Genomic DNA, 20400 nt, shown 5'->3' with positions numbered 1-20400 from the left:
AGTGCTGTGACCGGGATCAAGACGACCGGCGAGAAGAAGCTGATGCTCTTCTCCGGCCGCGCCCACCCCGAGCTGGCCGAGGAGGTCGCGCACCGGCTGGGTGTCGGCCTCGTGCCGACGAAGGCGTTCGACTTCGCCAACGGTGAGATCTACGTCCGGTTCCAGGAGTCGGCCCGTGGCGCGGACTGCTTCCTGATGCAGAGCCACACGGCTCCGATCAACAAGTGGATCATGGAGCAGCTGATCATGATCGATGCTCTGAAGCGGGCCTCGGCCCGGAGCATCACCGTGATCATCCCGTCGTACGGCTACGCGCGGCAGGACAAGAAGCACCGCGGCCGTGAGCCGATCTCGGCCCGTCTGGTGGCGGACCTGCTGAAGTGCGCGGGTGCGGACCGGATCCTGACGGTGGACCTGCACACGGACCAGATCCAGGGCTTCTTCGACGGCCCGGTGGACCACCTGTCGGCGCTGCCGGTGCTGGCGGACTACGTGGGCGCCAAGGTGGACCGTTCGAAGCTGACGGTGGTGTCCCCGGACGCGGGCCGTGTGCGGGTGGCGGACCGCTGGTGCGACCGGCTGGACGCGCCGCTGGCGATCGTCCACAAGCGCCGTGACAAGGACGTCGCCAACCAGGTGACCGTGCACGAGGTGGTCGGCGAGGTCGAGGGCCGGGTGTGCGTCCTGGTCGACGACATGATCGACACCGGTGGCACGATCTGCGCGGCCGCCGAGGCGCTGTTCGCGCACGGCGCCGAGGACGTGATCGTCACGGCGACGCACGGCATCCTGTCGGGTCCGGCGGCCGACCGCCTGAAGAACTCGAAGGTGAGCGAGTTCGTCCTGACGAACACGCTGCCGACGCCGGGCGAACTGGAGCTCGACAAGATCACGGTGCTGTCGATCGCGCCGACGATCGCCCGCGCGGTGCGTGAGGTGTTCGAGGACGGTTCGGTGACGAGCCTCTTCGAGGAGCAGGGCTGATCCACCGCGTGATCGGAAGGCCGCCCCGGCCGTGCGTCGGGGCGGCCTTCCGCTTTCCGTTAGACTGGTGCGGTTGCTCGGCGAGGGAGGCCGCATCCGATCAGGTGCGGCGGTCCGTTATCGACGCGCTCTTCGTAGCAGGCCAAGTCCAGTCGTGGCCGGGTGACCTCCCCCAAGCTCCTTCGGAGCAGGGGGCGCCCCCAGACCGTTGATCCGCCTGTCACTTACGAGGAGTGCATATGTCCGAGGTGAAGCTCACCGCTCAGACCCGTAGCGAGTTCGGCAAGGGTGCCGCCCGCCGCATCCGTCGCGCGAACCAGGTTCCGGGTGTTCTCTACGGCCACGGTTCCGACCCGATCCACCTGACGCTGCCGGGCCACGAGCTGCTGCTGGCGCTGCGTACGCCGAACGTCCTGATCTCCCTGGACATCGACGGCAAGACCAACGAGCTGGCCATCCCGAAGTCCGTGCAGCGTGACCCGCTGAAGGGCTTCCTGGAGCACGTCGACCTCCAGCTCGTGCAGCGTGGCGAGACCGTCACGGTCGAGATCCCGGTCCAGACCGAGGGCGAGCTGGCCGCCGGTGGCAACCTGCTGGAGCACGTGCTGAACGCGCTTCCGGTCGAGGCCGAGGCCACCCACATCCCCGAGTCCGTCACGGTCTCCGTCGAGGGCCTGGAGGCCGGTGCCTCCGTCCTGGCGAAGGACATCGAGCTGCCCAAGGGCGTCTCCCTGGCCGTGGACGCCGACGCCGTCGTGCTCCAGGTCCTGGCCGCGCAGGCCGAGGAGCCGGCCGGCGAGGCCGCCGAGGGCGAAGAGGCCGCCGAGGCCTGAGCCGTCCTGGGCTCTGCTTGACGGGGTGGCGGGCTGCGGCCCGCCACCCCGTTTCCCTGTTCTGTGTACCTGTACGCACACGAGGAGACTGACGACATGACGACGGCGACGGAGGCCGGTGCTCCCTGGCTGATCGTGGGCCTGGGGAACCCAGGGCCGGAGTACGCCGCGAACCGGCACAACGTCGGGTTCATGGTGGCCGACCTCCTCGCGGAGCGGATCGGCGGGAAGTTCAAGCGGGCGGGCAAGGCGCAGGCGCAGGTGGTGGAGGGCCGTATCGGTCCGCCGGGGCCGGCCGGCCGGCGGGTGGTCCTGGCGAAGCCGATGTCGTACATGAACCTGTCGGGCGGTCCGGTGACGGCGCTGCGGGACTTCTACAAGGTGCCGACGGCGCATGTGGTGGCGGTGCACGACGAGCTGGACATCGACTACGGGACGATGCGGCTGAAGCTGGGCGGCGGGGACAACGGGCACAACGGTCTGAAGTCGATGACGAAGGCGATGGGGGCGGACTACCACCGGCTGCGGTTCGGCATCGGGCGTCCGCCGGGGCGGATGCAGGTCGCCGACTTCGTACTGAAGGACTTCTCGTCGGCGGAGCGCAAGGAGCTGGACTACCTGGTGGACCGGGCGGCCGACGCGGTGGAGTGCCTGGTGACGGAGGGCCTGGAGCGGGCGCAGTCCGCGTACAACTCCTGACCGGCTCCTCACCGAGTCCGCTCCGAGTCCGCTCCGACTCCTGACCGTCCCGGACCGGAATTGACCGGGTGCGGTCGTGTGCCAGAGGATCGCGCCCCATGAGCAAGAAGCGGACGTCAGCCCTCCCGTATGCCCGTGGTGCCGCGATGGCCCTGGTGGCGCTGTTGCTGGTGGTGGCGGGGACGTGGGCGTCATGGGGCACGGCCCAGCACGTGCTGCTGTCGAAGGGCCGTGAGCACGGCACGCTGACCGTCACCGGCTGTTCGGCGGACCTGTGCACGGGGCGGTTCGTCCCGGAGGGACCGGCGGGGACGACGCGTACGGACCTGACGATCGAGCACTCGGTGGCGGTGCGCAAGGGTGGCCGGTACGCGGTGGTGAGGAAGCCGGACACGACGGAGCTGGTGCGTACGGGCTGGTCCGGCGGGTTGCACGCGTGGTTGCCGCTGGGCGGGGCGCTGCTGCTGGCGGCGCTGGTGATCGGTGGCGGGATGCGGCTGACGCGGCTGGCCTGGGTGTCGGCGTCGCTGGGCGGGGCGCTGCTGGTGGGGACGTTCTTCGCGTTGTGAGCGGCCGTACGCGTGACGAAGGGGGCGCCCGGTGAGAACCGGGCGCCCCCTTCGTGCGGTGCGCGGTGGGTGTCAGCCGGTGTTGCGGAGGCCGGCGGCGACGCCGTTGACGGTGAGGAGCAGGGCCCGCGAGAGCAGCGGGTCGGGGTCCTCGCCGCGCTCGACGGCGGCGCGCTGGCGGGCGAGCAGGGCGACCTGGAGGTAGGAGATCGGGTCCAGGTAGGCGTCGCGGATGGCGAAGGTCTGCTGGAGGACCGGGTTGGAGTCGAGCAGTTCCTTGCCGCCGGTGACGCGCAGGACCTCGCTGACGGTCAGCGCGTGCTCGGCCTCGATGTCGTCGAAGACGTGGCGGAGGTTCTCGGGCACGAGGGTCTCGACGTAGTGGCGGGCGATCCGCAGGTCCGTCTTGGCGAGGGTCATCTCGACGTTGGACAGGAAGTTGCGGAAGAAGTGCCACTGCTCGTACATCTCGTCGAGCACGGCGTCGAGGCCGGCCTCGCGCAGCGCCTTGAGGCCGGAGCCCACCCCGTACCAGCCGGGGACGATCTGGCGGGACTGCGTCCAGCCGAAGACCCACGGGATGGCGCGCAGTCCGTCGAGCGAGACGCCCGAGCCGGGGCGGCGGGAGGGCCGCGAGCCCAGGTGCAGGTCGGCGAGCTGGTCGACGGGGGTGGAGGCCAGGAAGTACGTCGGCAGGTCGGGGTCCTCGACGAGCCTCCGGTAGGCCGTGTGGGCGGCGTCGGAGACGACGTCCATGGCCGCGTCCCAGCGGGCGAGTGCCTCGTCGGACTGGCGGGGCGCGGTGTGCAGGGCGGACGCCTGGAGGGTGGCGGCGACCGTCAGTTCCAGGTTCTCGCGGGCCAGCGACGGGATGAGGTACTTGTCGGAGATGACCTCGCCCTGCTCGGTGACCTTGATCTCGCCCTCCAGGGTGCCCCAGGGCTGGGCGAGGATCGCGTCGTGCGAGGGGCCGCCGCCGCGGCCGACGGTGCCGCCGCGGCCGTGGAAGAGGCGCAGGCGGACGCCGTAGCGGTGGGCGACGTCACGGAGCCGGCGCTGGGCGCGGTGGATCTCCCACTGGCTGGTGGTGATGCCGCCGAACTTGGAGGAGTCCGAGTAGCCGAGCATGACCTCCTGGACGTCGCCCCGAAGGGAGACCAGGCGCCGGTAGGAGGGGTCGGCGAGCATGGCGTCGAGGATGACGTCGGCGGCCTTGAGCTCGTCGGTGGTCTCCAGCAGCGGCACGATGCCGATCTTGGCCCAGCCGGCGTGGAGGTCGATGAGGCCGGCCTCGCGGGCGAGGACGGCGGCGGCGAAGACGTCGTCGGCGCCCTGGCACATCGAGATGATGTAGGACTCGATGACCTCGGGGCCGAAGCGCTCGAAGGCTTCCTTGACCGTGTGGAAGACGCCGAGGGTCTTGGTGCCGGCGGCGTCCAGCGGTGCGGGCGTGGGGGCCAGCGGGCGGCGGGAGCGGAGTTCCTTGGCGAGCAGCCGCTGCCGGTAGTCGCGGGGCATGTCCGCGTACCGCCAGGACTCCTCGCCGAGGCGGTCGAAGAGCTGGCCGAGGGCGTGGTGGTGGGCGTCGGCGTGTTCGCGGACGTCCATGGTGGCGAGCTGGAGGCCGAAGGCGGCGAGGGTGCGGATGGTGCGGTCCATCCGTCCGTCGGCGAAGAGGCCCCCGCGGTGCTCGCGCAGGGAGGTCTGGATCAGGGTGAGGTCGGCGATCAGCTCGGCGGTGCCGAGGTAGTCGCGGCCTTCCTGGTGCGGGGTGCCGTTGGCGAGGCGTTCGCGGGTGTTGACCAGCTTCTGGCGGATGCAGGTCGCCTTGAGCCGGTAGGGCTCCTCGGCGTTGAGCCGCTTGTAGCGGGGGCTGATCTCGGGGAGCCGGTCCAGGTCCTGCTGGAGGGAGTCGAGGAGCTCCTGGGTGGCGCCGGCGTAACGGATCGAGTTGGAGAGCTGGCTGCGCAGGTGGTCGATCAGCTCGATCGCGTCGGTGATGCCGTGCTCGTGCTGGAGGATCAGCACGTCCCAGGTGACGGCGGGGGTGACGTTGGGGTTGCCGTCGCGGTCGCCGCCGATCCAGGTGCCGAAGGTCAGCGGGCGGGTGCCGGCGGGCAGCTCGACGCCGACGCGCTCCAGCTCGGCGGCCAGGTCCTCCAGGACGTCGCCGACGGCGTTCGCGTGGAGCTCGTCGAGGTAGTAGATCGCGTTGCGGGCCTCGTCGGTCGGCTCGGGGCGGACGACGCGGAGCTCGTCGGTCTGCCAGATGAGGTCGATGGACTCGGCCAGGCGCAGGTCGTGGCGGCGCCGGTCGGAGGCGATGACGGGGGTTTCCAGCAGCTCGGCGACGCGGCGGAGCTTGTTGAGCACGGAGCGTCGCGCGGCTTCGGTGGGGTGGGCGGTGAAGACGGGACGCACGTTGAGGTGCTTGACCGTCTCGCGTACGTGCTCGGGGTCGCCGTCCTTGAGCATGTCGGCGGTGCGGGCGAGGAGGCCGCCCTCGGCGGCGCGCTTCTCGCGCAGTTCGCGGCCGCGGTGGACCTGCTCGGTGACGTTGGCGAGGTGGAAGTAGGTGGAGAAGGCGCGCACCAGGCGGGCGGCGGTCTCCAGGTCGGTGTCGCCGAGCAGCTCGGCGGCGGCTTCGCCGTTCTCGCGGGTGAGGTGGCGGACCTTCTCGACGAGGTCGAGGAGCTCGGGTCCTTCCTGCCGGACGAGGGTCTCGCCGAGCAGGTCGCCCAGTCGGCGGATGTCGGCGCGCAGCTCGGCGCTGGCGGAGGGGGTCTGGTCGGCACTGCTCACAGGTGCGGCTCCTTGCAGTGTTTGAGCACGTCTGGAGGGGTACTGGAGGCTGCGGACCGCGCTGTCCGACGACACCCAGGATAGGTGTCCCTCCGGCGGCGTCGTTCGCAGGCCTCTTGCCGCGTGCCGAACCGCTGCCATACTTACGTCGCCGTAGGTTACGGAACCGTAGCCACTGCTTCCGTCGCATCCCTCACCCCCAGGGGACCCTATGACCACAAGCCCCGACGTGCTCGATACCTCGGACTCGTCCGCTTCCCCCTCTCCGGATCTGCCGCCCGCCACCCTCGGCGGGGACAGCAAGCGTTCGATCGAGCAGATCGCCCTGCTGCTGTTCATCACGGTTCCCTTCGTGGCCCTGCTGGCGGCGGTGCCGCTGGCGTGGGGCTGGGGGGTGAGCTGGCTGGACCTGGGGCTGCTGGTGGCGATGTACTTCATCGGCTGCCACGGCATCACGATCGGTTTCCACCGGTACTTCACGCACGGTTCGTTCAAGGCGAAGCGGCCGCTGCGGATCGCCCTCGCCGTCATGGGGTCGCTGGCGGTGGAGGGGCCGCTGGTGCGCTGGGTGGCGGACCACCGCAAGCACCACAAGTTCTCGGACGCGGAGGGCGACCCGCATTCGCCGTGGCGGTTCGGTGAGACGGTGCCGGCCCTGATGAAGGGCCTGTGGTGGGCGCACATCGCGTGGATGTTCGACGAGGAGCGGACCCCGCAGGCGAAGTACGCGCCCGATCTGATCAAGGACCCGGCGATCCGGGCGATCTCGCGCTGGTTCATCGGCTGGACGGTGCTGTCGCTGGCGATCCCGCCGGTCGTCGGCGGTCTGGTGACGATGTCGTGGTGGGGCGCCTTCACGGCGTTCTTCTGGGGCTCGCTGGTGCGGGTGGCGCTGCTGCACCATGTGACGTGGTCGATCAACTCGATCTGTCACGCGGTGGGCAAGCGCCCGTTCAAGTCGCGGGACCGCAGTGGGAACGTGTGGTGGCTGGCGGTGCTGTCGTGCGGTGAGTCGTGGCACAACCTGCACCACGCCGACCCGACGTCGGCCCGGCACGGAGTGATGCGGGGGCAGATCGACTCCAGTGCCCGGCTGATCCGCTGGTTCGAGAAGCTGGGCTGGGCGTACGACGTGCGCTGGCCGAGTGCCGAGCGCATCGAAGCCCGACGCCAGGACCGCGCCGCGAACGCGGCATGATGGACGGTGTGGCGATCGACGGCAGTGGCAGTGGCAGTGACAAACCCAGGCGGGGACGCCGGGTCCGGATGACGGGCGCCGAGCGCCGGCAGCAGCTGCTCGACATCGGCCGCACGCTCTTCGCCGAGAAGGGCTTCGAGGGCACGTCGGTGGAGGAGATCGCGGCGAAGGCCGGGGTCTCCAAGCCGGTGGTGTACGAGCACTTCGGCGGCAAGGAGGGCCTGTACGCGGTCGTCGTGGACCGGGAGATGCGCCAGCTCCTGGACATGGTGACGGGTGCGCTGACGGCCGGGCATCCGCGGGAGCTGCTGGAGCAGGCGGCGTTCGCGCTGCTGGACTACATCGAGACGTACACGGACGGTTTCCGGATCCTGGTGCGGGACTCCCCGGTGGCGCAGTCGACGGGCACGTTCGCGTCGCTGATCTCGGACATCGCCACGCAGGTGGAGGACATCCTGGGGCTGGAGTTCAAGGCCCGGGGTTTCGATCCGAAGCTGGCGCCGCTGTACGCGCAGGCGCTGGTGGGGATGGTGGCGCTGACCGGCCAGTGGTGGCTGGACGCCCGCCGGCCGAAGAAGGCGGAGGTCGCCGCGCATCTGGTGAACCTGGCCTGGCACGGTCTGGACGGTCTGGAGCCGAAGCCGCGGCTGATAGGTCACCGCAAGAGCTGACGTGATGCGCCGCCCGGGACGCCGGCGCGGCTACGGCCCCCGTCGGGGCGCCGCGGTGGGTTGCCGCGGCGGACCGGCGGGGGCCGGTCTGCGTCCGGGTCCGGGTCCGGGTTCGCTAAGTGGGGCGTCACCCCGTCGGCTCCTGGCTCCGGGTGGCGACCGCGAAGACGCGGCGGAAGGGGAAGACGGTGCCGTGGGGCCCGGGCGGGTAGGCCTTGCGGAGCAGGTCGCGGTACTGGCCGAGGAATTCGGCGACCGCCTCGCCGTCGCCGTCCAGCGCGGTGAGGACGGGCCGCAGCGCGGTGCCCTTCACCCAGTCGAGGACGGGGTCGTCGCCCTGGAGGAGCTGGGAGTAGACGGTCTCCCAGACGTCGACGGCGCAGCCGAGGTCGGCGAGGCGGGTGAGGTAGTCGGCGGCGTCGAGGATGTGGACGAAGCGGCGGCCGTGGTCGGCGAGGCGGGAGCGCCATTGCGGGGTCTCGCACAGTTCGCCGAGAAGGGCGTGGCTGGGTGAGGTGAAGTTGGCCGGGACCTGGAAGGCGAAGGTGCCGCCGGGGACGAGCCCCTCGGTCCAGACGGGGAAGGACTCGGGATGGTTCGGTACCCATTGGAGTGCCGCGTTGGAGACGATCAGGTCGTACGGTTCGTCGGGCGTCCAGTGGGCGGCGTCGGCGGGGCGGAAGTCGAGCCAGCCGCCGCCGTCGGTGGTGCCGGCGTGGTGCTTCTCCGCCTGTTCCAGCATCTCGGGCGAGAGGTCGAAGCCGGTGATGCGGGCGTCGGGCCATCGGTCGGCGAGGAGCGCGGTGACGTTGCCGGGTCCGCACCCGAGGTCGGCGATGCGGGGGGAACGGCCCCGGGCGACGGCGGGCAGTTCCGGTATGCGGGCGAGCAGGTCGAGGAACGGTCGAGTGCGGTGGGTGGAGTGGCGCAGGTACTGCTGTGGATCCCAGATCGGTGCGGAATACATGTTCGTGCCCCCTTGCTGGAACGAAGTACCGAAGCGGAACGGAGTCCCGGCCCCGTCATGCCCCATGGTCCAGCCGAATATTTCTTGACGTCAAGAGACTTCACATCGACAGATCCCCTACACTGATCGCCATGGAGGACGAGGTCGACCGACTGGTCGCTGCATGGCGCCGCGAGCGCCCCGACCTCGACGTGGAACCGCTCGAGGTGCTCAGCCGCGTCTCCCGGCTGGCCCGCCACCTCGACCGGGCCCGGCGGCTCGCCTTCGCGGAGCACAACCTGGAGCCCTGGGAGTTCGACGTCCTGACCTCGCTGCGCCGCGCGGGAGCCCCGTACCAGCTCTCCCCCGGCCAGCTCCTCACCCAGACGCTGGTCACCTCCGGCACCATGACCAACCGCATCGACCGGCTGGCCAAGAAGGGCCTGGTCGAGAGGCTGCCCGACCCCAGCGACCGGCGCGGCGTCCTCGTCCGCCTCACCTCCGAGGGCCGCGACCGCGCCGACCAGGCACTCGCCGGGCTCCTCGCGCAGGAGCGGGCGATCCTCGCCGAGCTGTCCCGCGCCCAGCGGGCCGAACTGGCCGCGCTGCTACGCCAGCTGACCGCCCCGTTCGACAACATCCCCGGCTAACCCCGCGACCGGTTCCGCCGGCCCCACACCGGCGCGGCGCGCCAGCGCCACCGCGGCCAGCGTGGAGTGCACGCCCAGCTTCCCCAGCACGTTCTGCATATGCGTACGCACCGTGTGCGGGGACAGGAACAGCCGCTCCGCGACCGCCTTGCGGCCCAGCCCCGCCACCATGCAGCGCAGCACCTCGCGCTCGCGCGGGGTGAGCGACTCCACCAGCAGCTCGCTCTCGGTGCGGTGCTTGCGCGCGGCCGTCAGCTCCCGCAGCACCCCGGTGAGCAGCGCGGGCGGCAGGTGCGTCTCGTCGCGCAGCACACCGCGTATCACCGTCAGCAGGCGCTGGAGGGAGCAGTCCTTGGCCACCCAGCCCGAGGCGCCCGCCTGGAGGGCGAGCGCGGCCCGCGCCGGGTCGTCCTTCTCGGCCAGCACGACCGTCCGCACCTCGGGGCGGCCCTCGCGGACCCCGGACACCAGGGAGATGCCGTCCACGACGGCCTCGCCGTTGTCCGGCACCGCCCGGGCGACCGCCGGGGCCGCCGCGGCGCCCAGGTCGGCGTCGACGAGCAGGACGTCGAACCGGCGGCCCTCGGCCGCCGCCCGGTCCAGACAGCGCAGCGCGGCGGGGCCGCTGCCGGCCGCCGCGACGTCGACGTCCGGCTCGGCCGCCAGTGCGGCGGCGAGCGATTCGGCGAAGATGCGGTGGTCGTCCACCACCAGAACCCGGATACGGACCACTGACACCCCCATGCGTCGAGGAAGCGGAGCAGCTGCGGGTACGGCGCCCGGAGTCCGAGGTACCCAGTGGTCGCACGGCCGCCGCCGTGCAGTGACTGTTACCCCCGCCCCGGGCGTCGTACCCGGCTGTCTCGCCCCCTGATCAGCACCGGCCCCCACCGGTGCTGTGCATCAGAGTACGGCGGGGTGACCGGAGGGGAAGGGGACTTGGGGAAACCGACCGGCCCCCGGCCGGGGCCGGCCCACCGGTTCCGGAGGGGGCGCGGCGGTCGTACGGGCCGCCCCGCCGGCCGGTCAGACGAGGCGGCGCGCCCCGGCCGACGGCACCGCCCGGAACACCCGCGGGGCGGTGCGACCGGCCGCCGCGAACGCCTCCGCGACCGCCCCGGTCACCGTGTCCTCGTCCGCGGCCTCGACCAGCACGACCGCCGAGCCGCCGAAGCCGCCGCCGGTCATCCGGGCGCCCAGCGCCCCGGCGCCGGTCGCCGCCGCGACGACCAGGTCGAGCTCCGGGCAGGAGACCCGGAGGTCGTCGCGGAGCGAGGCGTGGCCCTCGGTGAGCAGCGGTCCGACGGCCCGTACGTCGCCGGCGTCCAGGAGGGCCACGGTCCGGCGGACGCGGTGGTTGTCGGTGACCACGTGGCGGACGTAGGAGCGAACCGTTTCGTCACCCAACCTCCCCAGGACGTCCGGCAGTTGCACATGGTCCACCTCGCGCAGCGTGCGCACACCGAGCGCCCGCGCGCCCGCCTCGCACCCGGCGCGCCGCTCGGCGTACGCGCCGTCCCCGAGCGCGTGCCGCACCCGGGTGTCGACGACCAGCAGGCGGAGGCCGTGCGCGTCGAGGTCGAAAGGGACGTGCCGGGTCGTCAGGTCCCGGGTGTCGAGGTGCAGCAGATGGCCCTCCGCGCAGCACGCGGACGCCATCTGGTCCATCACGCCGCACGGGACGCCCACGAACGCGTTCTCGGCGCGCCGGCCGAGGAGGGCGAGCCGCGGCGCGGTCAGCCCGAACCCGTACAGGTCGTTCAGCGCCAGGGCGGTGACGACCTCCAGGGCGGCCGACGACGACAGCCCGGCGCCGGTGGGGACGGTGGAGGCCAGGTGGACGTCGGCACCGGTGACGGGGTGGCCCGCCTCGCGCAGCGCCCACACCACACCGGCCGGGTAGGCGGCCCAGCCGGTGCCCGTGCGGGGTTCCAGGGTGCGGATGTCGAGCCGGACCACGCCCTCGCCGGTGTCGGCGGAGTGCACGCGCAGCAGGCCGTCGGTGCGCCGGGACACGGCGGCGACGGCGGTGTGCGGGAGCGCCAGCGGCAGCACGAACCCGTCGTTGACGTCGGTGTACTCGCCGATCAGGTTGACCCGGCCGGGCGCCGCCCACACCCCTTCGGGCTCGGCCCCGTACAGCTTCCGGAAGTCCTCCGCGACCCTCATGCGCCCCTCTCCGCCTCTCGGGCCCTGGCGAACTCCCAGGCGTCCGCCACGATGCGCGGGAGCTCCGGCCGGGACGGCTTCCAGCCCAGCCGGTCCCGCGCGGTGGCGGCCGAGGCGACCAGCACCGCCGGGTCACCGGCGCGGCGGGCGGCGACGACCTCGGGCACCGGGTGGCCGGTGACCTCCCGTACGGTCTCGATGACCTCGCGGACCGAGAACCCGTTGCCGTTGCCGAGGTTGCAGACCAGGTGCTCGCCGGGGGTGACGGCGTCCATGGCGAGCAGATGCGCCTCGGCGAGGTCGGCGACGTGGATGTAGTCGCGCACGCAGGTGCCGTCGGGGGTCGGGTAGTCCTCGCCGTACACGGAGATGGCGGGGCGCCGGCCGAGGGCGACCTGGAGGACGAGCGGGATGAGGTGGGACTCGGGGTCGTGGCGTTCGCCGCACCGCCCGTGGGCCCCGGCGACGTTGAAGTACCGCAGGGAGGCGGCGGCCAGGCCGTGGGCGGCGGCCTCCCCCGCGATCATGTGGTCGACGGCGAGCTTGGTGGCGCCGTAGGGGCTGGTGGGAGCGGTGGGGTCGGTCTCGGTGAGGGGGGTGGAGACGGGCTCGCCGTAGGTGGCGGCGGTGGAGGAGAAGACGAGCCGGCCCACGCCCGTGTCGCGCATGGCGGCCAGCAGCGCCATGGTGCCGCCGACGTTGTTCAGCCAGTACTTCCCGGGGTCGGTGACGGACTCGCCGACCTGGGAGAACGCGGCGAAGTGCAGCACGCCGTCGTAGGAGGGGTCGAGGTGGCGGGCGGCGTCCTGGACGCGGCCCTCGACGAAGCGGGCGCCGGCCGGGACGGCCTCGCGGAAGCCGGTCGACAGGTCGTCGAGGACGGTCACCTCGTGGCCGGCCTCCAGCAGGTGCGCGGCGACCGTGCTGCCGATGTAGCCGGCTCCGCCGGTCACCAGGTACTTGGCTGTGCTCACGGGGTGGCCACCTCTCGCAGTCGGCGGGCCGCGGCTTCCGGCGGCACGTCGTTGACGAACACGCTCATGCCGGACTCCGAGCCGGCGAGGAACTTCAGCTTGCCGGAAGTGCGGCGGACGGTGAAAAGCTCCAGGTGCAGGGCGAAGTCGTGCCGTGCCGGCCCGCCGAAGGGCGCCTGGTGCCAGGCGGCGATGTACGGCGTCGGTGGTTCCCCGTCCCCGAAGATCCGGTCGAAGCGCCTCAAGAGTTCCAGGTAGACCTGTGGGAACTCTGTGCGGGCGGCCCCGTCCAGCTCCCTGAGGTCGGGCACGCGCCGCTTGGGGTAGAGGTGCACTTCGTACGGCCAGTGCGCCGCGTGGGGCACGAAGGCGACCCATGCGCCGGTTTCCAGGACCACCCGTTCGGCCGCGGCGCGCTCACGGGCGACGACGTCGTCGAAGAGGTTGCGGCCGGTGGCGGCGCGGTGGGCGGCCACGGAGCGCTGCATCAGCGCCGTGCGGGGGGTGGTGAAGGGGTAGGCGTAGATCTGGCCGTGCGGGTGGCCGAGGGTGACGCCGATCTCGGCTCCCCTGTTCTCGAAGCAGAACACCTGGCGCACGCCGGGCCGTTCGGCCAGGTCGGCGGTGCGGTCGGTCCAGGCCTCCAGGACGAGTGCGGTCCGCTCGGCGGTGAGGTCGGCGAAGGAGGCGTCGTGGTCGGAGGTGAAGCAGACGACCTCGCAGCGTCCGGAGTCACCGGCGAGCGAGGGGAAGCGGTTCTCGAAGACCACGACGTCGTAGTCGTCGTCGGGGATCTCGCTGCGGCGGCCGTCGCGGGAGGGGCACAGCGGGCACTCGCCGGCCGGCGGGTGGTAGGTGCGGGCCTGGCGGTGCGAGGCGATGGCGACCGAGTCGCCCAGCAGCGGGTCGTGGCGGATCTCCGCGGTGGTGGAGACCGGGTCGAGGGGCCGCCGGTCCACGGCGTCGCGCGGCACGTCGTCCCGGGAGTCGTAGTAGATCAGCTCACGGCCGTCGGCCAGCCTGGTCGACGTCTTCTTCACTCGGACACGCCTCGTCCACCCCGCCCCACTCGGAACCAACGGAAGTAAACATAGTCGACCATGTTCCAACAGGCGCGTCAACGGCGGGCCGCGGTGCGGCCGCAAGCGCTTGCGCCGTGGTCCTGGGCATCGGCTTCGCCGCCCGCGCGAGCGCGCAGAACAGCCTGTTCACCGTCCGCGGGGTCCTCGCCACCGTCGTCGGGCCCACCGCCTCCGACGCCGACCTCGACAAGGCCGTCGGCGTCGACGCCGACCTCAGGGACCGGCTGGGCACGCTCGGCCCGGGGCTGTTCTTCCTCGTCCGGCTGCGGCTGCGCCCGATCACCGCGCCGCCCGCCCCGCCCGCGCAGTGAACACCGGGGCCGGACCGCCTCAGACGGGGTCCGGCCCCTCCGTCGTCCTCGGTCCGGGGACCGCTCCCGCGCCCGGCACCGCCACGGACGACACCGCCCGGTCCAGCAGCCCCGTACGGGCCGCGAGCGCCGCGGCCTCCAGCCGCGACCCGACGCCCAGCTTCATCAGCACCCGCTGCACATGCGTCCGCGCGGTGCTCGGCGCGATCCGCATCCCGGCCGCGATCAGCCGGGTGTCCTCGCCCTCGGCCACCCGCACCAGCACCTCCACCTCGCGCGGGGTCAGCAGCCGCATGAGCCGCTGCCCCTCGTCGTCCGGCTGGGCCGCCGGGTTGAGCAGCTCGGTGAACGCGCCCTGGAGGAGCTGCGGCGCCACCGCCGCCTCGCCCGCGCGGGCCTTCACCATCGCCCGCTCCACGCCCTCGATCCGCTCGTCATGGCGTACGTAACCGGAGGCACCGGCCGCGAAAGCCGCCGCGATGCCCCGGGGGGACGGCACCGGACCGAGCACCACCACGGCCACCTGCGGCCGCTCCCGCTTGATCGTCACGATCGGGTCGAAGACCCCCGGCTGCGCCGGCGCCGCCGTGCCGAGCAGGCACACCTCGGGCGCCCTGCTCACCACCAGCTCGGCCGCGCCCGCCACGGGCGCGGCGGCGGCGAGCACCCGGTGCCCGCGCAGTTTGAGCGCCGAGGCCAGCGCCTCGGCGAGCAGGCGGTGGTCGTCGACCACCATGAGCCGCACGCCCACGGAACATCCCCCATCCCCCTGGGGCCGGCCCCCCGCCGCCCCCAGCACTGTTGACCCGGCAAGCTACACGCTTGTTCGACGTCGCGCGCCCCCTACGAGGCCGAAGCCCCCCGGATTGTCGAATTGTTCGCCGTCCAGGGCGACACGGGGATCACCAAGTGGACGGCCCGGCACACCGGACCGTCCGGTGTGCCGGGCCGTCACCCGGTACGAGGGGCTCAGTGCGTGGAGAACGCGATCGCCAGGTACTGCTTGCGGTCGCTGGACGACGAGCTCGGCTTGTCGAACAGGTCGTCGGCGATGAACAGCCGTCCGTCGGCGTAGCGGATCTCGGAGGAGTCCAGGTTGAACGACGACTCGGCGTCCCGGACCGCCTTGTCGGCCGGGTTCTCCAGCAGGACGGTCTGCTTGAACGTCGCGCCGTTGATGCTCACCACCTGTCCGCCCTTGTCGTAGGGCGCCTCCTTGTAGGCGATGATGTTGCCGCCGTCCATGCGCAGCGGGAACATCGAGTACCGGTCGCCCGCCTCGGCCTTGTCCGTGGTCGGCTTGCCGGTGGTCAGGTCGAACGACACGATCTCGTTGGTGTCGCCGTACTCACCGCCGCCCTCGTGGTCCTCGGTCGGCAGGTAGAGCCGGTTGTTGCCGACCACGACCTTGCTGCACTGCTCCACCTCCAGCTCGCACTCCGCCGCGTACCGGTCGCCGGCGGCGGCGATCTTCGTCTTGAGCTTGCCGGTCTTCTCGTCGATGGAGAAGAAGTCCGAGATGCTGGAGCCGTCGCCCGCGGTCCTGCCGACGTCGGCCGCCACCACCAGCGGCTTGGTGGAGACGATGCCCGCGTCCTCGACACCGGGCGGCATCTTGTACGAGGAGAGGGGCGCGCCGGACTTCGGGTCGAGGTTCTGGATCAGCAGGTACTGGTTGTCCAGCGGACCGCAGGCGCGGGCCGCGACCAGGTTCTCGCCGCCCGCGTAGCCCTTGTCCTCGCACTCCTCGGCGTTGATCTGCGGCCGCCACAGCTCCTTGCCGCTGACCAGGTCCCAGGCCGCGCCGCCGTCGAGGCCGCCGGCCGCGACGGTGCCGCCGCCGACGGTCACCTCGTCGAAGGAGGCCTTCTCGTCACCGGAGTCGGGGCTCGTCACCGACTTGCGCCACAGCAGCTTGCCGGTGGCCAGGTCGATGACGCCGACCTCGGTGCAGGGCTGGAAGTTCTTCGGCGGCACGCGCTTGGCGGCCTCGAAGGCGATGGCGGTCTTGTTGTCCTTGACGTGCCGGGACGCCGCGCAGACCTGGCCGGGGAGCGGGGTGGTCCACAGCGGGGTGCCCTTGGCGATGTCGTAGCCGACCACCGACTCGATGCCCGACTTGACGTACGCCGTGTCGGTGACCCAGGAGCCGCTCACGTCGGTGATGTCGGTGACCTTGGGCAGCGGAAGCTGGAACGCCACCTTGGCCTGGGTGTTGTCCGGCGCCTTCTCCTTGCCGGGGCCGTCGGGGGCCGCCTTGCCGCCGTCGTCACCGCCGCCCCCGGTGCCGCCGGAGGTGCCCTTGGCGTTGTCGACCGGGTCGTCGTCGCCCCCGGCACTGGCGTACCAGACGCCACCCGCGATGATCAGGACCACGGCGACCGCCGCGGCGATGATGATCTGCATCTGGGCCGACAGCTTCCGGCCGCCGCCGCTGCCCTGCTGCGGCGGGAGTTGCTGGTGCGCCGGGGCGGTGGGGTAGCCGTAGCCGGGCTGCCCGCCCTGGGACGGCGGGTACGGGCCGGGCGCCTGCGGGTAGCCGTAGCCGGGCGCCTGGGCGGGCGGCGGGGTCTGGGGCGCCTGCGGGTAGCCGTACGCCGGGTCCTGCGGCGGCGGGGTGGGGGCCCCGAAGCCCGGGGCGGGCTCCTGCGGGGCGCCGAAGCCGCCGGACGGGGGCTCCTGGGGCGCGCCGAAACCGCCCGACGGGGGCTGGCCCGGCGGCTGGTGGGGCGGCTGGCCCGGTGGCTGGTTCGGGGGCTGGTGGGGCGGCGGCGGTGGCTGCGTCATGGGGTGCGTACCTCTGTCGGGGAAAGGGTGTCGGTCCGGTGCGTGGGGGGCGGGACGCCGTCAGGTGCCGAAGGCCATGAGGGTCTCGCTCGTCCTCTCCTGGTCGTCGTCGCCACCGGTGATGCTGTTGGGCACGATGATGTAGCGGCCGTCCACGTACAGGCCGTTGGGCTGGTCCATGCGGCTGTGGGACCGGGCCGAGGGGCCGGGCAGCCGGAGCACCGGCCGGAGCGCCGTCGTGCCGGGGGCGACCGACGCGAGCACACCGGGCCGGGCCGCCCTTTCGTTGGACGGCGGGATCTCGACCAGCAGGTCGGAGCCCGCCGTCCGCAACGGCAGAACGAGCCGCCCGGCCGGTGCGGGGATGCGGCGGACGACCTTGCCGGTGTCCAGGTCGAAGCCGACGATCTGGTTCGTCGCGACGGCCGCGGGGCCGGAGGGCTCGGTCGCCATGTAGAAGGTGTCCGCGTCCGCGGCGGTCTGGCAGCTCTGGAGGCTGTTGGTGTCGCCGGTGTCGTTGCGGCACGCCGGGGCGTACTGGTCCGGGCCGACGAGCGCGGACCGTTTGGCGCCTGTCTCGGTGAGGACCAGCACCGCGCGCTTCTGCTGCGCCCGGTCGTACAGCGAGACGACCAGCGGCCGGACCGAGTAGACGTGGTCGATGCGGTAGCCGCGCTTGATGTCGTAGGTCCACCGCGCCCTGCCGGTGGCCGGGTCGACCTCGGCGACCTGCTCGTGCGGCACGTCGGCGGTGCCGTCCTCGCACATCAGGGCGGCGATCAGCTTCGGCCCGCCGGCGAAGGCCCGGGCCTGGCACGGCCCGGGAGCGGGTCCGAAGAGCTTGCCGCCGTCACCGAGCCGGTACGCGGTCGAATGGCCGGCCCGGCCGGCCGTCACCGTGCTGCCGCTGATCACCACGGAGTAGTCCGTGAAGGCGTCCCACAGGCCGTCCTGGGTGATCGGCTGCTGCCAGCCCTGCTTCCCGGTACGCAGATCGATCATCCGCAGCACCCGGCACTCGCTCGTGGAGTCCGGCTTCTCCCGGGTGAGGACGACGATTTTGCCGTCCGCCGACGCCTGGGGCGTCGCCCGGCACACCTCCCGGTCCAGCGGCAGGCTCCACCGCAGCCGGCCGTCGGCCGTCGCGTACGCCGAGACCGTACGGTACGAGGCCGTGACGACGGTGTCGCCGACGGTCCACGGGCCGTGCACCTCCACGATCGTGGCCGGCAGGTCCACCTGGTTCCGCCGCACCCACAGCGCCCTTGCCTCGCCGGCCGCGCGGCCCGCGTTAATGCGCGCCGCCTCGGCGGTGTCGGGGGCGGCCGGGCCGGCCGCCCCCGGAGCCGGCGCGGACGCCGACGCGGAGGGGCGGGACGCGGGGGCGGCGGACGGCCCGCCGTCACCGCCGCCGTCGCCGCGGGTGACGGCGTAACCGAGGGCGGCGCCGCCGAGGACGACCAGGGCCACGAGGGCGGCGAGCGGGCCCCGGCCCCTCCGGCGGACGGGGCCGGAGGGGGCGGGAGAGCCGGAGGGCGCGGACGGCGCGGGAGGCTGCGGGCCCGGCTGCCCGGCACCGCCGCCGTACGGATTGAGCGTCCCGTAGGGCCCTGCCGGGCCGGACGGGCCAGACGGGTCCGGCGCGCCGGCCGGACCGTCGGTGTGTCTGAAGTGGTTCATCGTCGACCTGACGTCACTTGCCGAAGGCCATCATGGTCTTCGTCTGCTTCTCCTCGGTGTCGTTGCGGGCACTGACCCGCCCGCTGGCGATGAAGAAGCGTCCGTCGGCGTAGGCGTACCGCGGCGAGTAGAAGTCGCTCTCGATCTGGGCCGTCGACGCCGGGTGCTGGAGCAGTACCTTCGGGCTGCCGCCCGTCGGCGCCAGGGTCGCGACGCCGCCGCCGCGGTCCCACGAGCCCTGCATGTACATCAGGACGTCACCGCCCTCCATGCGCAGCGGCGTCATCGTCCGCTGCGGACCGGCGGCGGCACGCCACTTGGGCTTGCCCGTGTTCAGGTCGAACGCCACCACGTCGTTGGTGCCGTTGGTGAGCTGGGTGGGCTCCGTCGACATGTAGAAGGTGCTCGCGTCGGCGGCGACGCCCGTGCATCCCTGAAGGTTCTCGCCGAAGACGACGAAGCTGCCGCCGCACTTGGGGTTGAACTTGTCCTTGCCGCCGTCGAGCGTGGAGCGGAGCTTGCCGGCGTCCGTCAGCGCGACGATGCTCCACTTCTTGCTGTCGGGCTGCTCGGTGGAGACGACCAGCGGGCTCACCGAGAAGACCTTGGTGACCTCCCAGTTCGGCGGCAGCCGGTACGTCCACTTCGGCTTGCCGGTCGCCGGGTCGACCTCGCTGACCTCGTGCTGCGTCTTCTTGTAGTCACCCGTGCGGCAGCTCGACGCGGCGATCAGCTTCGGCCCGCCCGCGTAGGCGAAGGGCTTGCAGTCGGCGTCCGGCGTGCCGAAGAGCTGCTTGCCGTCGGCGAGGGAGAAGCCGTGGGCGTTGCCGGTGCCCGCGGCCGTCACGGTGCCGCCGCTGATGGCGAGCGTCATGTCGGACAGCGCGTTGAAGCCGGTCCCCTGGGGAACGGGCTTCTTCCAGCCCGCCTTGCCGGTCTTCAGGTCGATCTGCTGGAGCACCGTGCAGTCGGCCTTCTCGCCCGGCTTGTCGTTGATGCCGATGACGATGGTGCCGTTGTCGGCGGGTGCGACCGGGGCGGTGCACACCTCGGTGGTGAACGGCACCTCCCACTTCTTCTTGCCGTCGGCCGCCGAGTAGCCCACGACGCTCTTGTACATGGCCTTGACGACCGTGTCGCCCACGACCCACGGGCCGTACACGTCCGCGCCGTTGCGCGGCAGGTCCACGTCGTTGGTCGCCAGCCACTCGACCTTGGCCTCGCCGTCCTTGCGTCCGGCGTTCAGGTCGTCGTTCGCCCCGCGGCCGTCACCGTTGCCGTCGCCCTGGTCGGCGTCGTCGGAGCCGGAAGGATTCGGCGCCGCGCTGGAGCCCTTGGCCTCGGGCTTCTTCGGGTCGCTGTCGTCGCCGCTGAGGGCGAAGTACGTGCCGCCGCCGATGACGAGCAGGGCGGCCACGGCCGCGCCGATGACGGCGGCGGGCTTGCCCTTGAAGGGGCCGCCGCCACCCGCGGGCGGCGGGGTGGGCGCGCCCGGGTACTGCGGCTGCGCCGGGTGGCCGCCGTAGGGGTTGGGCTGCTGGCCGTACGGGCCGGGCTGCGCCCCGTACGGGCCGGGCTGCTGGCCGGGGCCCGGAGCCTGCGGGTAGCCGTAACCGGGCTGGCCGGGGGGCGTCTGGGGGTAGCCGTAGCCGGGCGGCGCGGCGGGCGGCACCGGCGGCTGCCCGGCGGGCGGCTGCGGGGCGCCGTAGGCGGGGGCGGCGGGCGGGGCGGCCGGGGGCTGCGCGGGCGGTGCCTGCGGGGGCACCGGCGGCTGGGCCGGGGGGCCGGGGACGCCGCCGGGGACGGGCGGCGCCTGGGGCGGCTGCTGGTGCGGGTCCTGCGGAGACCCGAAGCCCCCCTGCGGCGGTTGCTGGCTGGGCGGCTGAGTCATCAGCGCTTCCCCCTTCGTGCGGTCCGCTGCCCGACCGGCCTCCCCCGCGATTCCGGCGCACACGTACCGCCGGAATGGAGCGAATCGGACATGGATTCCGCAGTGTTACGTGAGTCGAGCGGGGCTTCTTTCTATCACTCGGCCCCGGCGCGAA

General features: G+C 72.5%; 18 protein-coding genes. 8 read left to right on the top strand and 10 right to left on the bottom strand.

Going from position 1 to position 20400, the window contains the following annotated elements:
* Positions 1-6 precede the first annotated feature (6 nt).
* The 4 genes from ACF068_RS17945 to ACF068_RS17930 all read left to right on the top strand — a co-directional run bounded on the left by ACF068_RS17945 (position 7) and on the right by ACF068_RS17930 (position 3085).
* Positions 7-984 (top strand): ribose-phosphate diphosphokinase, encoded by a 978-nt coding sequence (locus ACF068_RS17945; protein WP_392275193.1) that lies wholly within the window; start codon positions 7-9, stop codon positions 982-984.
* Positions 985-1223: 239 nt separating this feature from the next.
* The gene (locus tag ACF068_RS17940) at positions 1224-1817 is read left to right on the top strand and encodes a 50S ribosomal protein L25/general stress protein Ctc (RefSeq protein ID WP_392275192.1); all 594 of its coding nucleotides are present in this window, start codon (positions 1224-1226) and stop codon (positions 1815-1817) included.
* 96 nt (positions 1818-1913) lie between these two features.
* Positions 1914-2516: an aminoacyl-tRNA hydrolase gene (gene pth, locus ACF068_RS17935; protein WP_392275191.1), complete on the top strand. Its 603-nt coding sequence runs from the start codon at positions 1914-1916 to the stop codon at positions 2514-2516.
* Between the two features lie 98 nt (positions 2517-2614).
* Positions 2615-3085, top strand: a complete 471-nt coding sequence (locus tag ACF068_RS17930; RefSeq protein WP_392275190.1) for a hypothetical protein — start codon at positions 2615-2617, stop codon at positions 3083-3085.
* Positions 3086-3157: 72 nt separating this feature from the next.
* Here ACF068_RS17930 and ppc read toward each other — a convergent pair whose 3' ends face one another.
* The gene (gene ppc / locus ACF068_RS17925) at positions 3158-5887 is read right to left on the bottom strand and encodes a phosphoenolpyruvate carboxylase (protein ID WP_392275189.1); all 2730 of its coding nucleotides are present in this window, start codon (positions 5885-5887) and stop codon (positions 3158-3160) included.
* Positions 5888-6098: 211 nt separating this feature from the next.
* On the opposite strand from ppc, the gene ACF068_RS17920 reads away from it, so the two are divergent.
* Both ACF068_RS17920 and ACF068_RS17915 read left to right on the top strand, forming a co-directional pair.
* Positions 6099-7085, top strand: coding sequence for an acyl-CoA desaturase (locus ACF068_RS17920; RefSeq protein WP_392275188.1), 987 nt, complete (start codon positions 6099-6101; stop codon positions 7083-7085).
* The gene (locus tag ACF068_RS17915; RefSeq protein WP_392275315.1) at positions 7085-7756 is read left to right on the top strand and encodes a TetR family transcriptional regulator; all 672 of its coding nucleotides are present in this window, start codon (positions 7085-7087) and stop codon (positions 7754-7756) included. Before ACF068_RS17920 ends, ACF068_RS17915 begins: the two co-directional genes overlap by 1 nt.
* 127 nt (positions 7757-7883) lie before the next feature.
* Here the strand turns inward: ACF068_RS17915 and ACF068_RS17910 are convergent, their stop codons facing one another.
* Positions 7884-8723: a trans-aconitate 2-methyltransferase gene (locus tag ACF068_RS17910; protein ID WP_392275187.1), complete on the bottom strand. Its 840-nt coding sequence runs from the start codon at positions 8721-8723 to the stop codon at positions 7884-7886.
* Positions 8724-8854: 131 nt separating this feature from the next.
* Here ACF068_RS17910 and tamR point away from each other — a divergent pair, with 131 nt between their 5' ends.
* Entirely contained in the window at positions 8855-9352 is a 498-nt protein-coding gene (gene tamR, locus ACF068_RS17905; protein ID WP_392275186.1) for a MarR family transcriptional regulator TamR, read from the top strand.
* Here the strand turns inward: tamR and ACF068_RS17900 are convergent.
* The 4 genes from ACF068_RS17900 to galT all read right to left on the bottom strand — a co-directional run bounded on the left by ACF068_RS17900 (position 9311) and on the right by galT (position 13535).
* Positions 9311-10096 (bottom strand): LuxR C-terminal-related transcriptional regulator, encoded by a 786-nt coding sequence (locus tag ACF068_RS17900; protein WP_392275185.1) that lies wholly within the window; start codon positions 10094-10096, stop codon positions 9311-9313. The genes tamR and ACF068_RS17900 overlap by 42 nt on opposite strands.
* A gap of 282 nt (positions 10097-10378) precedes the next feature.
* The gene (gene galK, locus ACF068_RS17895; RefSeq protein WP_392275184.1) at positions 10379-11521 is read right to left on the bottom strand and encodes a galactokinase; all 1143 of its coding nucleotides are present in this window, start codon (positions 11519-11521) and stop codon (positions 10379-10381) included.
* Positions 11518-12495 carry a UDP-glucose 4-epimerase GalE gene (gene galE / locus ACF068_RS17890; protein ID WP_392275183.1) on the bottom strand — a complete coding sequence of 326 codons (978 nt, stop codon included), beginning with the start codon at positions 12493-12495 and terminating at the stop codon, positions 11518-11520. The genes galK and galE overlap by 4 nt, the downstream gene beginning before the upstream one ends.
* A complete protein-coding gene (gene galT, locus ACF068_RS17885; protein WP_392275182.1) occupies positions 12492-13535 on the bottom strand; it encodes a galactose-1-phosphate uridylyltransferase in 1044 nt (347 codons plus the stop codon). Before galT ends, galE begins: the two co-directional genes overlap by 4 nt.
* Positions 13536-13651: 116 nt before the next feature.
* Between galT and ACF068_RS17880 the strand changes: the two genes are divergently transcribed.
* Complete coding sequence (locus tag ACF068_RS17880) at positions 13652-13888, top strand: hypothetical protein (protein ID WP_392275181.1); 237 nt, start codon at positions 13652-13654, stop codon at positions 13886-13888.
* A 19-nt stretch (positions 13889-13907) separates the two neighbouring features.
* Here the strand turns inward: ACF068_RS17880 and ACF068_RS17875 are convergent, their stop codons facing one another.
* The 4 genes from ACF068_RS17875 to ACF068_RS17860 all read right to left on the bottom strand — a co-directional run bounded on the left by ACF068_RS17875 (position 13908) and on the right by ACF068_RS17860 (position 20246).
* A complete protein-coding gene (locus ACF068_RS17875) occupies positions 13908-14639 on the bottom strand; it encodes a response regulator transcription factor (RefSeq protein WP_392275180.1) in 732 nt (243 codons plus the stop codon).
* Between the two features lie 218 nt (positions 14640-14857).
* Complete coding sequence (locus tag ACF068_RS17870) at positions 14858-16675, bottom strand: PQQ-binding-like beta-propeller repeat protein (RefSeq protein WP_392275179.1); 1818 nt, start codon at positions 16673-16675, stop codon at positions 14858-14860.
* Between the two features lie 60 nt (positions 16676-16735).
* A complete protein-coding gene (locus ACF068_RS17865) occupies positions 16736-18355 on the bottom strand; it encodes a PQQ-binding-like beta-propeller repeat protein (RefSeq protein WP_392275178.1) in 1620 nt (539 codons plus the stop codon).
* A gap of 13 nt (positions 18356-18368) precedes the next feature.
* Positions 18369-20246 carry a PQQ-binding-like beta-propeller repeat protein gene (locus ACF068_RS17860; protein ID WP_392275177.1) on the bottom strand — a complete coding sequence of 626 codons (1878 nt, stop codon included), beginning with the start codon at positions 20244-20246 and terminating at the stop codon, positions 18369-18371.
* Between the last annotated feature and the right edge of the window lie 154 nt (positions 20247-20400).

The organism is Streptomyces sp. NPDC016309, from assembly GCF_043077235.1.
GTDB lineage: Bacteria > Actinomycetota > Actinomycetes > Streptomycetales > Streptomycetaceae > Streptomyces.
This window is presented reverse-complemented; position numbering and strand designations above follow the sequence as displayed.

Coding starts and splice junctions, on each gene's coding strand:
- ACF068_RS17940 (WP_392275192.1), top strand. CDS start 1,224: ATGTCCGAGGTGAAGCTCACCGCTCAGACCCGTAGCGAGTTCGGCAAG.
- pth (WP_392275191.1), top strand. CDS start 1,914: ATGACGACGGCGACGGAGGCCGGTGCTCCCTGGCTGATCGTGGGCCTG.
- ACF068_RS17930 (WP_392275190.1), top strand. CDS start 2,615: ATGAGCAAGAAGCGGACGTCAGCCCTCCCGTATGCCCGTGGTGCCGCG.
- ACF068_RS17920 (WP_392275188.1), top strand. CDS start 6,099: ATGACCACAAGCCCCGACGTGCTCGATACCTCGGACTCGTCCGCTTCC.
- ACF068_RS17915 (WP_392275315.1), top strand. CDS start 7,085: ATGGACGGTGTGGCGATCGACGGCAGTGGCAGTGGCAGTGACAAACCC.
- ACF068_RS17910 (WP_392275187.1), bottom strand. CDS start 8,723: ATGTATTCCGCACCGATCTGGGATCCACAGCAGTACCTGCGCCACTCC.
- tamR (WP_392275186.1), top strand. CDS start 8,855: ATGGAGGACGAGGTCGACCGACTGGTCGCTGCATGGCGCCGCGAGCGC.
- ACF068_RS17900 (WP_392275185.1), bottom strand. CDS start 10,096: ATGGGGGTGTCAGTGGTCCGTATCCGGGTTCTGGTGGTGGACGACCAC.
- galK (WP_392275184.1), bottom strand. CDS start 11,521: ATGAGGGTCGCGGAGGACTTCCGGAAGCTGTACGGGGCCGAGCCCGAA.
- ACF068_RS17870 (WP_392275179.1), bottom strand. CDS start 16,675: ATGACGCAGCCACCGCCGCCGCCCCACCAGCCCCCGAACCAGCCACCG.
- ACF068_RS17865 (WP_392275178.1), bottom strand. CDS start 18,355: ATGAACCACTTCAGACACACCGACGGTCCGGCCGGCGCGCCGGACCCG.
- ACF068_RS17860 (WP_392275177.1), bottom strand. CDS start 20,246: ATGACTCAGCCGCCCAGCCAGCAACCGCCGCAGGGGGGCTTCGGGTCT.